Source organism: Agrobacterium genomosp. 2 str. CFBP 5494 (assembly GCF_900013495.1).
Lineage (GTDB): Bacteria > Pseudomonadota > Alphaproteobacteria > Rhizobiales > Rhizobiaceae > Agrobacterium > Agrobacterium pusense.
Genome location: NZ_LT009718.1, coordinates 453140 through 466497 on the forward strand (window position 1 = coordinate 453140; position 13358 = coordinate 466497).

Here is a 13358-nt window from a genome sequence, read left to right on the forward strand (position 1 = left end):
TATGGATTTCTTCGATATGCTGGTCAGCATTCTGGGCTCGACCGTTCGTCTCACCATTCCGCTTCTCTTTACCGCACTGGCCGGGCTCTTTTCCGAGCGGGCCGGCGTGTTCGATATCGGCCTTGAGGGCAAGATGCTGGCAGCGGCCTTCGCTTCCGCCTGCGTTGCCTATATCACGGCGAACCCCTGGGCCGGCCTCTTGGCCGGTATTGCCGTCTCGATCCTGTTCTCGCTGATCCACGGCTTTGCTGTCATCACCAATCGCGGCAACCAGATCGTGTCGGGCGTGGCGTTGAACTTCATTGCCGCCGGCCTGACCGTGGTGCTGGGACAGGCCTGGTTCGGCCAGGGCGGACGCACGCCGCAGCTTCCGGGCGAGGGGCGTTTTGCCCCGATCATCCTGCCCGGTGCTGATGCCGTGCGCGAGGTTCCCTTCATCGGCCCGCTCTATGCAAACGTCATTTCCGGCAACAACATCCTCACCTATCTTGCCTTCCTGGCTGTGCCGCTGTCCTGGTGGGTGCTTTACCGAACGCGTTTCGGCCTGCGCCTGCGCGCGGTCGGTGAAAATCCGGGCGCTGTCGATACGGCTGGTATCTCGGTGACGTGGATGCGCTTCCGCGCTGTCATTGTCGCCGGTTTTCTCTGCGGTTTTTCGGGCGCCTATCTTGCTGTGGCTCAATCCGCTGCCTTCATCGCCAACATGTCGGCGGGCAAGGGCTACATCGCGCTCGCGGCGTTGATCTTTGCGAAATGGAAGCCGGTGCCGGTTATGTTCGCCTGCCTTCTGTTCGGTTTTCTGGATGCTGTCGCGAACTTCATGCAGGGTAAATCCGTGCCTGGCATCGGCGAAGTGCCGGTGCAGATATTCCAGGCCATGCCCTATATTCTGACCTGCATCCTGCTTGCGGGTTTCATCGGCGTTGCCAAGCCCCCAAAGGCCGGTGGCGTTGCTTATGCGAAGGAGCGTTAACCCCATGTCCTCCGACCCGAAATCCGATCCGCAGGCCCATGCCCTGTTTGAGGCGGCAGTAGAGGCCATGGCCTTCGCCCATGCCCCCTATTCAAAATTTCCCGTCGGTGCGGCAATCCGCGCCGAAGACGGCAAGATCTACAAGGGCGCCAATATCGAGAACATCTCCTTCCCGCAGGGCTGGTGCGCAGAACCATCAGCCATCAGCGCCATGATCATGGGCGGGGCGAAAAAGATCAATGAAGTCGCCGTTATCGCCGAGAAGCTGCCGCTCTGCTCTCCTTGTGGCGGCTGCCGCCAGAAGATCGCCGAGTTCGCCACGCCGGAGACAAAGATCTATCTTTGTGACGAAACCGGCGTCCAGAAGGTCATGACCATGGAAGAACTGCTACCCTCCGTCTTCAAGACCGAGCTGCCCTGATGACCGACGGTTTGATCGACATTCTGGTGGACCGCCTGAACGGCCTCATGCCGCGCGTCGCCATCGTGCTTGGCTCCGGTCTGGGATCGCTGGTGGAAGAGGTGAGCGAGCCGATCCGCATTCCTTACACCGAGCTGCCCGGCTTTCCAGCTGCTGGCGGCGTTTCCGGCCATGCGGGCGAACTGGTGGCCGGTTATCTCGGCGGTGAGCCCGTCATGATGCTGTCGGGTCGGGTCCATTTCTACGAAAAGGGTGATCCCGCAGCGATGCGCCCGGTCATCGAAGCGCTCGCCGGCCTGGGCGTGCAGTCGCTCATCCTCACCAATTCGGCGGGCTCGGTCAGGCAGGATATGCCACCCGGCTCCGTCATGCAGATCACCGATCACATCAATTATTCCGGCATGAACCCGCTGATCGGCGAAGAAAGCGACCGCCGCTTCGTCGGCATGACGACGGCTTATGATCCTGATCTTATGCTTGCCATGCGCAATGCCGCCATCCGTGCGACGGTGCCATTGTTCGGCGGTGTCTATATGTGGTTCTCTGGCCCCAGCTTCGAAACACCGGCGGAAATCCGCATGGCGCGGCTGCTGGGGGCGGATGCCGTGGGCATGTCTACCGTGCCGGAAGTCATCCTTGCGCGCTTTTTCGGGATGCGCGTCGCTGCCGCATCGGTTATTACCAATTACGGTGCCGGCATGACCGGCGCGGAACTGAGCCATGAAGAAACCAAGGACATGGCTCCCGTGGGTGGCAAAAGGCTTGCCGCCATTCTGAAGGAAATGATCGCAGGAGGAGCGTGACCATGGAACTCCAGCGTCCGCGCGAAGCGGCTGCCCTCACTTTGTCCTTGCTGGACCTCACCAACCTCAAGGAAGACTGCACGCCACAGCAGATCGCCGCGCTCTGCCAGCGGGCGCATACGGAGTTTGGCAATACGGCCGCCATCTGCATCTGGCCGCGTTTCGTGGCGCAGGCGCGCGCCGCCTTCGGAAAGGATCACACGATCCGCATTGCAACGGTCGTCAATTTTCCGTCGGGTGATCTTGATGTCGCAACCGTGGTCGCGGAAACGGAGGTGGCGATCCGCGACGGTGCGGATGAAATCGATCTTGTCATTCCCTATCGCAAATTCATCGCGGGCGATGAAACCGCGGTTTCCGACATGGTGGCCGCCGTTCGCAAGGCCTGCGCTACACCCGTGCTGCTCAAGGTCATTCTCGAAACCGGCGAGCTGAAGGACAAGGCCCTGATCCGTCGGGCTTCCGAAATTGCCATTGCCGAAGGCGCCGATTTCATCAAGACCTCGACAGGCAAGGTTGCCGTCAACGCCACGCTGGAGGCGGCTGACATCATGTTGCAGGCGATCCGCGACAGCAAACAGAAGGTGGGCTTCAAGCCGGCCGGCGGGATCGGTACCGTGGAGGACGCGACACTTTACCTGCGGCTGGCGGAAACCATCATGGCGCCGAACTGGGCCATGCCTTCGACGTTCCGTTTCGGCGCTTCAGGTCTCCTTGACGACGTGCTGAACGTTCTGGCCGGCGGAGAGCCCGCCAGGACCGCCATCGGGTATTGAGCTTGATCCCGCAGGAAACCATCCGCCGCAAACGCGATGGCCTGGCGCTCTCGCCGCAGGAGATCGCCGCATTCATCGAAGCGCTGTCGAAAGACGGCATCTCGGAAGGGCAGGCGGCGGCTTTTGCCATGGCGGTGTTTTTCCGTGGCATGAATCGGGATGAGATGGTGGCATTGACACTTGCCATGCGTGACAGCGGTGATGTCCTGTCCTGGAGCGATATCGGCAGGCCGGTTGCCGACAAGCACTCGACCGGTGGCGTTGGAGACAATGTCTCTCTGATGCTCGCCCCGATCGTAGCCGCCTGTGGTCTCGCTGTGCCGATGATTTCCGGCAGGGGCCTTGGGCATACCGGCGGCACGCTGGACAAGCTGGAAGCGATTCCCGGTTACAATGTCATGCCGGACGAGGTTCTGTTTCGCCGGGCGGTGAAGACGGTCGGCTGTGCCATCATCGGTCAGACGGGTGACCTCGCCCCCGCTGACAGACGCCTCTATGCCATTCGCGATGTGACCGCGACGGTCGATTCCATACCGCTGATTACGGCTTCCATCTTGTCGAAGAAGCTGGCGGCCGGGCTGCAGACGCTTGTGCTTGATGTCAAGGTCGGCAACGGCGCCTTTATGCAAAGCATTGACGATGCACGGACGCTCGCCCGCGCGCTGGTCGATGTGGCTGTTGGCGCAGGTTTGCCGACAACGGCGCTGATAACAGATATGAACCAGCCGCTTGGCGATGCCGCCGGCAATGCCGTTGAAATCGTCAATTGTCTCGATTTTCTGGCTGGTCGCAAGGCTGGTAGCCGTCTGGAAAACGTGGTTCTGTCTTTCGCGGCGGAAATGCTCGTGCAGGCTCAAAAAACGGCCACACTAGAAGAAGGCGCAGCACTGGCGTCGGCCGCCCTCTCCTCCGGTCGGGCAATGGAAATTTTCGCGCGAATGATTTCGGCATTGGGCGGGCCAACGGATTTCGTTGAAAATCCTTTCCTTTATCTGCCGTCCGCGCCAGTCACTCTTCCGGTCCAGGCCGTGAGCAGCGGCTGGCTGACATCCTGCGCAACGCGCGAACTCGGCATCGCCGTCGTCGGACTTGGCGGCGGCAGACGAAAACCCTCGGACAGGATCAATCCCGCCGTTGGTATTTCGAATATCCTGCCGCTTGGGATGAAGGTGGAAAAGGGAGAACCGATTGCCATTGTCCATGCAGCGTCCGGAGAAGACGCAGCCTACGCCATTAAAGCGATAACGGCCTGCTATGGAATCAGCGACGACGCGCCGGAAGTCGCTGCACCCGTTATCGAGCGGATCACCTGACCAGCCGCATTTCGCCGCCAGAAACCTTGAACGACGATAATTGCTTCAGGAAGCTCATGCCGACCAGCATGTTGCTCAGTGCATTGTCCTTCAGCACCATGGCGTCGACATTCTGCACGCGGATCGTGCCTATCTCCACCCGGTCGAGCTTCACATAGGCGGCCATGGTCTGACCGTTGGCGGTTGAGATCGCGTATTTGAAATCCAGACTGTTGACGCCGTATCCGAGCCGACGTGCAATCGTCTCATTGATGGCAACCGTTGAAGCACCGGTGTCGATAAGTCCGTCGAATGATTTGCCGTTGATACGAAAGGTGGCGTTGAAGTGGCCGCGGGCGTCAGCTTTCAGATTGACTCCGCCCAACGAAACAGGCTGGGGTTTGGCTGCTTCGGCGACAATTTCGGTTTTTGCTACGCTGCTTTCCGGGCGCGGCTGAAATTTGTCCATCAGAACGGGTATTTGCGTGGCGCCGATGGAAAGGCCAACAAGCAGAAAAATCGCGCGCGCCAGCAAGTCTTCACTCCTCCGAGGGCCGGTTACCCCTGGCAAGAATAGACGCAAAACATGCCGAAATCTTAAAAGAAAAAGCCACCCGCCGCTGATCGGGCGGCGAATGGCGTAAAAGGTTAAGCGATGATGAATGGTTACTTGGTGCCGTACATGCGGTCGCCGGCATCACCGAGGCCGGGGACAATGTAACCCTTCTCGTTCAAATGCCTGTCGATCGCGGCGGTGTAGATCGGCACATCGGGATGTGCCTCACGGAAATTCTTGATGCCTTCGGGGGCTGCCAAAAGACACAGGAAGCGGATGTTCTTCGCACCACGCTCCTTTAGCTTTTCTACGGCGGCGATGGAGGAGTTGCCGGTCGCCAGCATGGGGTCGACAACGATGACCAGACGGGCATCGAGGCTTTCGGGAGCCTTGAAATAATATTCGACGGCCTCAAGCGTATCGTGGTCGCGATAGACGCCGACATGGGCAACGCGCGCCGAAGGCACCAGTTCGAGCATGCCTTCCAGAAGGCCGTTGCCGGCGCGCAGGATGGAGGCGAAAACCAGCTTCTTGCCTTCCAGCACCGGTGCCTGAATGGTCTCGAGCGGCGTATCGATGGTTTCCATCGTCATTTCAAGATCGCGCGTCACTTCATAGCAGAGCAGCGTCGAAATCTCCCTGAGCAGGCGGCGGAAGCCGGCTGTGGAGGTTTCCTTCTTGCGCATGATGGTGAGTTTGTGCCGCACCAGCGGATGTTCGATGACTGTGACGCCGTCCATGAAACTGGCCTTCCTTTTTTCTTGTGCCCCTGTAATTGACCGAAAGTCGGCTTTTCGCAAGCCTTCTTCGTGGTTTTACCCTGCCAACAGCTGCATCAGGCACCGTCGAGTTTTTTAAGCAGCCTTCCGCGCGTTGCCTCGTCAACGAAGGCACACTCCAGTGCGGTGCGGGTCATGCGGTTTATCTCGCCATCGCTGAAGCCGAACTCGTCGGCGGCCAGCGCATATTCCCGTGCAAGTGATGTAAAGAAGAATGGCGGGTCGTCGGAGTTGATGCAGACCCGCACTCCCGCGTCGCTGAGGGCTCTCAGCGGATGGCTGGCGAAGTCGGGATAGACCTTGAGCGCAATATTGGAGCCGGGGCAGACTTCAAGGACTGTTCCGGTTTCGGCGAGCCGTATAACGAGACCGGCATTCTCGATTGCCCGCACGCCATGCCCGATGCGGGATGGTTTGACGAGATCGAGTGCATCGGCCACGCTTTCCGGCCCGCAAACCTCGCCGGCATGAATGGTCAATCCAAGGCCGGCATCGCGTGCGATATCGAAGGCGCGCGCATAATCGGCGACGCGGCCCATACGCTCCTCGCCAGCCATGTTGAACCCCGTCACCAGCGGATGTTGGGTGCGCGCCGCATATTCGGCCGCGGCGATCACCCGCTCCGGACCGAAGTGCCGCTCGCCTGTGACGATGATGCGGGTTTCGATACCCGTCTTGTCCCTTGCAATCCGGATGCCTTCGGCAATGCCGGCCAGATAAGCGTCGGCGCCAAGCCCGATGCGGTCGCCATGGTCGGGCGAAATGATCAGTTCGCTATAGATCGTATTGGCTTCTGCGAGTTCGGTCAGATAGGCTTCGGTGAGAACGGCATAATCCTCATCCGTCTTGAACACTTGCGCCACCGCATCATAACAACGGATGAATTCAGCGAAATCCGACCATACATATTGGCCGTCCCGCAGAAAGCTGCTGGTGTCGATTCCGTATTTTTCAGCCTGTTTCGCGACGAGGGCGGGCGGGGCCGCACCTTCGATGTGGCAGTGAATTTCCGCCTTCAGCAAATGCGATGTCAAATGAAGCTCCTGCCGTGAGAACCGGCCTCGATACCTAGATGGTGGGCGATGCTTTCGCCGATATCGGCGTAGCTTGAACGAATGCCGACATCGCGCGAGCGAATGCCCGGGCCGAATGCCATGATCGGCACCCTTTCCCGTGTGTGGTCCGTGCCCCGCCATGTGGGGTCGCAGCCGTGATCGGCGGTTAGAAGAGCGATATCGCCAGGCGCCATCTTGCGGTGGATTTCGGGGATTCGCGCATCGAAAGCCTCAAGGGCGGCGGCGTAACCGGCAACGTCGCGGCGATGGCCATAAAGCATGTCGAAATCGACGAAATTGGTGAAGACGAGATCGCCGTTTTCCGCCTCGTCGATAGCCTGCAGCGTCGCATCCATCAGGGCGGCGTTGCCGTTTGCCTTGATGACGCGTGAAACGCCCTGGTGGGCATAGATATCGCCGATCTTGCCGATGGCGTGCACTTTTCGGCCGGCCTCCACAAGCCGGTCGAGAAGAGTAGGCTCCGGTGGCAGCGCGGAAAAATCGCGGCGGTTGCCGGTGCGTTCGAAGGTCGCGACCGTTTCGCCGATGAAGGGGCGCGCGATGACGCGGCCTATGTTCAGCGGATCGAGCAGTTTGCGTACCGTCTCGCAGAGCGCGATGAGCCGCCCCAGGCCAAAATGCGTTTCGTGCGCGGCAATCTGGAACACGGAATCCGAAGATGTGTAACAGATCGGCTTGCCGCTCCGGATATGTTCCTCGCCGAACCGCGCGATGATCTCGGTGCCGGAAGCATGGCAATTGCCGAGAATACCCGGAAGATCCGCCTCCTCGCAGATCGCTTTCACCAGTTCCGGCGAAAATGCATCGCCCTCCGTCGGAAAATATCCCCAGTCGAACGTCACCGGCGTTCCCGCGATCTCCCAGTGACCGGACGGAGTGTCCTTGCCCTTCGAAACCTCGCTGGCGCAGCCATGCAGGCCAAAAATGCGTTCCGGCGCCTCCATGCCGGCGGGAATATCACCACTTGCCTGCCTTGCGATCTCCAGCAGGCCGAGCGAACACATGTTCGGCAGCTTCAGCGGTCCGGACCGTAGTCCCGTTCTGTCAGCTGCACCGGCAGCGCAGAATTCCGCGATGTGACCGAGCGTATTCGCTCCAAGATCGCCATAGTGCTCCGCATCGGGCGCACCGCCGACGCCGAAGGAATCCAGAACGAGAAGAAATGCTCTTGCCATAACTCACCGAAACGAAGCTGCGCCGACGGGCATGTCAGGCCGAACTGTCGTTATAGATCAGCAAAACGTGAAGAAGGAAGGGGTTTTGTGAACCATTCGGTAAAATCGGCCGCTCAATCCTTGCCCTGCTTTGACCTCGGGGCGTTCAGATTGCGCAGCACATACCAGCCCGCCGCGACGACCATGGCCGCGAGAATGTACCAGGTAATGGCGTAGGAGAGATGGTTGTTGGGGAAGGTAAGCATTGTCTTGCCGCCGACCGGCAGACCGCCGGGGTTGGGTGCCGCATCGGCATCGACATAAAACGGTGCGACGCCCGTAAGGCCGGAGGCCTGCGATATCTGCGGAATATTGCGGGAGTACCAGCGTCCATTTGTGGGGTCATTGGTGCGGAGGAAAAGCCCGCCTGTTTCGGGTGCACGCATCAGCCCGATGACCTCCGCGCGGCCTGTCGGCTGACCTTCCTGTCGCGATGACGGGTCTCGCCTGTCGGACGGGACAAAGCCGCGATTGACGATGATGCTCGTGCCATCATCTCGTCTCAGCGGTGTCATGACCCAGTAACCCGGGCCGAGATCGGTAACGGTATAGACCTGGACCTCTTTGTCGTTGAGGAATGTGCCCGAAAGTCTCACACGGCGATATTCGTACTCCGCTGGCTCGCCGAGCGCCGGCCACTGCCCGGCGGCGGGCGCATCGGTGGGTTCCGCGTGCACACGGGCCTCGACACGCTCAATCAGGTCGAGCTTCCAGGAAAGTCTTTTGACCTGCCAGGTTCCAAGAGCCAGCAGCAGCCCTGTCAGGGCGACGGTCAGAAACAGAACGACGATGGCTGCGGGGCGAATGCCGCGCTTGGGGGGCGTTGTTTTGGTCATGTCACGGTCCTTGAGAAGCATGTCTGGCGGAGGTGTCGTCCACCTGACCGGGCCTCATCGCCCCGAATGCGCTTCTTCCAGCAGATAACCCCATAAATCGCGCCACGATTCATGGGGTTATGTGTTGGCGCGGAAGGCGGCCTGCCGGGCTTCCGGCAGGCCGCAATTTCTGGTTAAGGCAGGTTTTTCACATCTTCGATGTGCAGCGGCATCATGTTCTTGTTCATGTTGTACATGACCCACAGCGAACCGGAGAGCGTGATCAGCAGCACCACGACGGTGAAGATCAGCGCCATGAAGGTCCAGCCGCCTTCCGACTTGGTGTCCATGTGCAGGAAATAAATCATGTGCACGAAGATCTGGATGACGCCGAGGCCCATGATGGCGATGACGAGCAGCGTCTTGTTTTCAAGGACGTCGCCCATGACCAGCCAGAAGGGGATCGCCGTCAGAATGACCGAAAGGATGAAGCCGATCATGTAGCTTTTGAACGTGCCGTGGCTCGCGCCATCATGGTGATGATGGTCGTCGCCATGCGCGTCGTGATGTGCGTGTGCTTCGGAACTCATCAAAGAACTCCCATGAGGTAAACGAAGGAGAAGACGCCGATCCAGATGACGTCGAGGAAGTGCCAGAACATCGACAGGCACATCAGGCGACGCTTGTTCGCCGCGATCAGGCCATGCTTGGCGACCTGCACCATCAGCGTGACGAGCCAGATGATGCCGAAGGTGACGTGCAAACCGTGGGTGCCGACCAGCGCGAAGAACGACGACAGGAAAGCCGAACGGTGCGGACCGGCTCCTTCTTCGATCAGGTGGTGGAACTCGTAAAGTTCGACGGCAAGGAAGGCGAGGCCGAAGAGACCGGTGATTCCGAGCCAGACCAGGGTCGTCTTCACCTTCTGCTTTTCCATTTCCAGCATGGCGAAGCCATAGGTGATGGAGGAGAAAAGCAGGAAGCCGGTGTTGATGGCGACGAGCTTGAGATCGAACAGATCCGCGCCCGAAGGTCCGGCCGCATAGCTGCGGCCGAGGACGGCGTAGGTGGCAAAGAGCACGGCGAAAATCAGGCAGTCGCTCATCAGGTAGAGCCAGAAGCCGATCGAAGTGCCGTTCTCGGGATGATGGTCTTCCTTCAGGTAAAAGACCGGTGGTTCAGCGCCGTCGACGCTTTGTGCAGGTGTATGAGCCATGTTTCGTTACGCCTGTTTCGCGAGCAGCTTGGTACGCTCCGCCTCAACCGTGGAGACGTCGGAGGCTGGAATGTAGTATTCGCGATTGTAGTTGAAGGTATGGGCGATCGAGACCGCGACGATGCCGATGAACGACAGAACTGCCAGCCACCAGATGTGCCACACCAGGGCAAAGCCCAGCACCACGCTGATGGCGCTGATGATGACGCCCGAGCCTGTATTCTTCGGCATGTGGATTGGGATGAAGCCTTCCAGCGGGCGGCTGTAACCGCGCTTCTTCATGTCCGTCCAGGCGTCAACATCGTGAATGACGGGCGTGAAGGCGAAATTATACTGCGGCGGCGGCGAAGACGTCGACCATTCCAGCGTGCGGCCATTATAGGGGTCGCCGGTGACGTCACGCAGCTTGTCGCGCTTCAGGAAGCTGACGATGAGCTGGATGACGAAGGAGGCGATGCCGAGCGCGATCAGGAAGGCACCGAAGGCGGCAATCAGGAACCAGATCTGAAGAGAGTTGTCTTCGAACTGGCTGAGGCGGCGGGTAATGCCCATCAGGCCGAGAATATAGAGCGGCATGAAGGCAAAATAGAAGCCGGTGAACCAGAACCAGAAGGACAGCTTGCCCCAGAACGGATCGAGACGATAGCCGAAGGCCTTCGGGAACCAGTAGACGATGCCGGCGAGAACGCCGAACACCACGCCGCCGATGATCGTGTTGTGGAAGTGGGCGATCAGGAACAGCGAGTTATGCAGCACGAAGTCCGCTGGCGGTACGGCGAGAAGGACGCCGGTCATGCCGCCGATGACGAAGGTGATCATGAAGCCGATCGTCCACAGCATCGGCACGTCGAACTTGATGCGGCCCTTATACATGGTGAAGAGCCAGTTGAAGATCTTCGCACCCGTCGGAATCGAGATGATCATCGTCGTGATGCCGAAGAAGGCATTGACGTTTGCGCCCGAACCCATGGTGAAGAAGTGGTGCAGCCAGACGATATAGGACAGGATGGTGATGACGGCAGTGGCGTAGACCATCGACGCGTAACCGAAGAGGCGCTTGCCTGAGAAGGTGGCGACGATTTCGGAGAAGATACCGAAAGCCGGCAGTACCAGAATATAAACTTCGGGATGGCCCCAGATCCAGATGAGGTTGACATACATCATCGGATTGCCGCCAAGGTCGTTGGTGAAGAAATTCGTACCAGCGTAGCGGTCAAGGGTCAGAAGCGCGAGCGTTGCGGTCAGGATCGGGAAGGATGCCACGATCAGGATGTTCGAACACAGCGACGTCCAGACGAAGATCGGCATACGCATCATGGTCATGCCCGGCGCGCGCATCTTGATGATGGTCACGATCAGGTTGATGCCTGACAGCGTCGTTCCGACACCCGCGATCTGCAGACCCCATATATAATAGTCGACCCCCACTCCGGGGCTTCCGTCGATGCCGGAAAGCGGCGGATAGGCAAGCCAGCCCGTCTGCGCATATTCACCGATGAACAGCGAGATCATGGTGATGACGGCGCCAGCCGTGGTCATCCAGAAGGAGAAATTGTTGAGGAACGGGAATGAAACGTCGCGGGCGCCGATCTGCAGCGGCACGACGAAGTTCATGAGACCGGTGATCATCGGCATGGCCATGAAGAAGATCATGATGACGCCGTGGGCGGTGAATATCTGGTCGTAGTGATGCGGCGGAAGATATCCCTCCGATCCGCCGGAGGCGATGGCCTGCTGCACGCGCATCATGATGGCGTCGGCAAAACCGCGCAGAAGCATGATAAGCGCCAGAATGATGTACATGATACCGATCTTCTTGTGATCGATGCTCGTGAACCATTCATTCCAGAGGTAGCCCCACAGCCTGAAATAGGTGATGGCGCCGACGACGGCGATGCCGCCCAGAGCCACGGCCGCGAAGGTGGCGACAAGAATGGGCTCGTGAAGCGGGATTGACTCCCAGGTTAGCCGTCCGAACAGGAACGACGTTTGATCGGAGTTGACGACCATTTTAGCCTCTTGCGATTCAAAGACGTAAATTCGGCGCGGACAGGCCGCGCCGCAGAATGCCGGGACGTATCGTCAGCCAGCGACTTGTTTGGTTTCCGGCAGCGCCGCAGGTTCGAAAGTCTGGCCTTCGATAGCAGCCGGAGTGGATTGTGGACCGCTGGCGACGCCATAAGGCGCAAGCGGGGTGCAGACGACGGAGTTAAGCGCCTTGGCGATGTCGATGCCTTCCTTGCCGCCGCCGCCATTGGCGTCGATATGCATCATGTCACGCATGCAGAGCTTGTTGGGCTCCACACAACGGTTGAGGATGGCGCTGTAGAGTTCCGGATCGACCGAAGCGAAATATTGCACCGGCTCGCGCTCCGAAGGCTTGGCGAATTCGAGATATTCCTGGCGCCCGAAGCCCTTGCCGCCTTCCTTTGCCTTGGCCACCCACTGGTCGAAGCCCTGCTGGCTGAGGCCGTGGAATTTGAAACGCATATGCGAGAAGCCGGGGCCGGAGAAGTTGGCCGAGAAGCCGTCATAGACGCCTTCCTTGTTGATCACGGCATGCAGCTTGGTCTGCATGCCGCCCATGGCATAAATCTGGCCGGCCAGTGCTGGAACGAAGAAGGAGTTCATCGCCGTCGTGCCGGTGATCTTGAAATTGATCGGAACATCGACCGGAGCGGCGAATTCATTGACGCTGCCAATGCCGAGTTCAGGGTAGAAGAACAGCCACTTCCAGTCCATGGCCACAACTTCGACGGTGATCGGCTTGATATCGGCGGTGACCTGACGGTTCTCGTCGATGCGCTCCAGCGGCCGATAAGGGTCGAGTCGGTGGGTGGAAATCCAAGTCACGGTACCGAGCATCAGAATGATCGCGACGGGTGCCGACCAGATCACCATCTCAAGGCGCGTGGAATGGTGCCACTCGGGATCGTAATCCTCGGCCTTGGCCGACTCGCGGTACTTCCATGCGAAGAACAGCGTCAGGGCAATGACGGGAACGATGATCAGCAGCATCAAGACCGTGGACGTGATGATAAGATCGCGCTGCTGGATGGCGACGTCGCCCGAGGGATTCATGACAACAAGGTTACAGCCGCTGAGCAGCAGCATTGCCGGAATTGCCAGGAGGGCGGATGGGAGTTTTTTGATCATGCGCACGTTCTTTGAACTCGTACAGTTTGGATTATGCCGCGAATAATTGCCGAACATCATTTTTCAAATGAGGTATATTGTCGCGGTGCAGCGAAATCGTTGCGATGCACCATGTGGCGGTCAAAGCTGCGTTTACAGGCGGAGCGCGTGCATTATCGCATAGGAAGCCCGTGGGGCAAGCCTTTCTTCTCAAACTTCAATTGACGTTACGTAGGGTGCGTGTGACAATCCGTCGCATCGTAACGCAACGGAAGAGGAGCCTGCGCGTTACATGAAATGGT

14 protein-coding genes are annotated in these 13358 nt (G+C 59.2%); 5 read left to right on the top strand and 9 right to left on the bottom strand.

Features of this window, described 5'->3' with window-relative positions; all coding sequences use genetic code 11:
- The first annotated feature begins 1 nt into the window (after position 1).
- Genes AGR2A_RS02045 through deoA form a run of 5 tightly spaced genes read left to right on the top strand, consistent with a single transcriptional unit; the run spans position 2 to position 4286 of the window.
- A complete protein-coding gene (locus AGR2A_RS02045) occupies positions 2-973 on the top strand; it encodes an ABC transporter permease (protein ID WP_072493793.1) in 972 nt (323 codons plus the stop codon).
- A gap of 4 nt (positions 974-977) precedes the next feature.
- Positions 978-1394 carry a cytidine deaminase gene (locus AGR2A_RS02050; RefSeq protein WP_004439175.1) on the top strand — a complete coding sequence of 139 codons (417 nt, stop codon included), beginning with the start codon at positions 978-980 and terminating at the stop codon, positions 1392-1394.
- Positions 1394-2197, top strand: coding sequence for a purine-nucleoside phosphorylase (locus AGR2A_RS02055; protein WP_072493795.1), 804 nt, complete (start codon positions 1394-1396; stop codon positions 2195-2197). The genes AGR2A_RS02050 and AGR2A_RS02055 overlap by 1 nt, the downstream gene beginning before the upstream one ends.
- A gap of 2 nt (positions 2198-2199) precedes the next feature.
- Positions 2200-2973, top strand: coding sequence for a deoxyribose-phosphate aldolase (gene deoC, locus AGR2A_RS02060; protein WP_072493796.1), 774 nt, complete (start codon positions 2200-2202; stop codon positions 2971-2973).
- Positions 2970-4286 (top strand): thymidine phosphorylase, encoded by a 1317-nt coding sequence (deoA, locus tag AGR2A_RS02065; protein WP_080822374.1) that lies wholly within the window; start codon positions 2970-2972, stop codon positions 4284-4286. The genes deoC and deoA overlap by 4 nt, the downstream gene beginning before the upstream one ends.
- Here deoA and AGR2A_RS02070 read toward each other — a convergent pair.
- The 9 genes from AGR2A_RS02070 to cyoA form a co-directional block, all read right to left on the bottom strand.
- On the bottom strand, positions 4279-4800 hold the full coding sequence (locus AGR2A_RS02070; protein ID WP_004439183.1) for a TIGR02281 family clan AA aspartic protease: 522 nt from the start codon (positions 4798-4800) through the stop codon (positions 4279-4281). The two genes, deoA and AGR2A_RS02070, sit on opposite strands and share 8 nt — an antisense overlap.
- A 131-nt stretch (positions 4801-4931) precedes the next feature.
- On the bottom strand, positions 4932-5561 hold the full coding sequence (gene upp / locus AGR2A_RS02075) for a uracil phosphoribosyltransferase (RefSeq protein WP_004439188.1): 630 nt from the start codon (positions 5559-5561) through the stop codon (positions 4932-4934).
- 95 nt (positions 5562-5656) lie between these two features.
- Positions 5657-6634, bottom strand: a complete 978-nt coding sequence (locus AGR2A_RS02080; protein ID WP_072493798.1) for an adenosine deaminase — start codon at positions 6632-6634, stop codon at positions 5657-5659.
- Positions 6631-7851 carry a phosphopentomutase gene (locus AGR2A_RS02085; RefSeq protein WP_072493799.1) on the bottom strand — a complete coding sequence of 407 codons (1221 nt, stop codon included), beginning with the start codon at positions 7849-7851 and terminating at the stop codon, positions 6631-6633. The genes AGR2A_RS02080 and AGR2A_RS02085 overlap by 4 nt, the downstream gene beginning before the upstream one ends.
- 113 nt (positions 7852-7964) lie before the next feature.
- Entirely contained in the window at positions 7965-8726 is a 762-nt protein-coding gene (locus AGR2A_RS02090) for an SURF1 family protein (RefSeq protein WP_072494835.1), read from the bottom strand.
- Between the two features lie 173 nt (positions 8727-8899).
- The gene (cyoD, locus tag AGR2A_RS02095; RefSeq protein WP_004439196.1) at positions 8900-9295 is read right to left on the bottom strand and encodes a cytochrome o ubiquinol oxidase subunit IV; all 396 of its coding nucleotides are present in this window, start codon (positions 9293-9295) and stop codon (positions 8900-8902) included.
- Positions 9295-9921 (bottom strand): cytochrome o ubiquinol oxidase subunit III, encoded by a 627-nt coding sequence (gene cyoC / locus AGR2A_RS02100; RefSeq protein ID WP_006699805.1) that lies wholly within the window; start codon positions 9919-9921, stop codon positions 9295-9297. Before cyoC ends, cyoD begins: the two co-directional genes overlap by 1 nt.
- Before the next feature lie 6 nt (positions 9922-9927).
- Positions 9928-11931, bottom strand: coding sequence for a cytochrome o ubiquinol oxidase subunit I (gene cyoB / locus AGR2A_RS02105; protein WP_004439200.1), 2004 nt, complete (start codon positions 11929-11931; stop codon positions 9928-9930).
- 72 nt (positions 11932-12003) lie between these two features.
- Positions 12004-13077, bottom strand: a complete 1074-nt coding sequence (cyoA, locus tag AGR2A_RS02110; RefSeq protein ID WP_034496355.1) for a ubiquinol oxidase subunit II — start codon at positions 13075-13077, stop codon at positions 12004-12006.
- Positions 13078-13358 lie beyond the last annotated feature (281 nt).

Coding starts and splice junctions, on each gene's coding strand:
- AGR2A_RS02050 (WP_004439175.1), top strand. CDS start 978: ATGTCCTCCGACCCGAAATCCGATCCGCAGGCCCATGCCCTGTTTGAG.
- cyoD (WP_004439196.1), bottom strand. CDS start 9,295: ATGAGTTCCGAAGCACACGCACATCACGACGCGCATGGCGACGACCAT.
- cyoC (WP_006699805.1), bottom strand. CDS start 9,921: ATGGCTCATACACCTGCACAAAGCGTCGACGGCGCTGAACCACCGGTC.
- deoC (WP_072493796.1), top strand. CDS start 2,200: ATGGAACTCCAGCGTCCGCGCGAAGCGGCTGCCCTCACTTTGTCCTTG.
- AGR2A_RS02045 (WP_072493793.1), top strand. CDS start 2: ATGGATTTCTTCGATATGCTGGTCAGCATTCTGGGCTCGACCGTTCGT.
- cyoA (WP_034496355.1), bottom strand. CDS start 13,077: ATGATCAAAAAACTCCCATCCGCCCTCCTGGCAATTCCGGCAATGCTG.
- cyoB (WP_004439200.1), bottom strand. CDS start 11,931: ATGGTCGTCAACTCCGATCAAACGTCGTTCCTGTTCGGACGGCTAACC.
- AGR2A_RS02055 (WP_072493795.1), top strand. CDS start 1,394: ATGACCGACGGTTTGATCGACATTCTGGTGGACCGCCTGAACGGCCTC.
- AGR2A_RS02090 (WP_072494835.1), bottom strand. CDS start 8,726: ATGACCAAAACAACGCCCCCCAAGCGCGGCATTCGCCCCGCAGCCATC.
- AGR2A_RS02085 (WP_072493799.1), bottom strand. CDS start 7,851: ATGGCAAGAGCATTTCTTCTCGTTCTGGATTCCTTCGGCGTCGGCGGT.
- upp (WP_004439188.1), bottom strand. CDS start 5,561: ATGGACGGCGTCACAGTCATCGAACATCCGCTGGTGCGGCACAAACTC.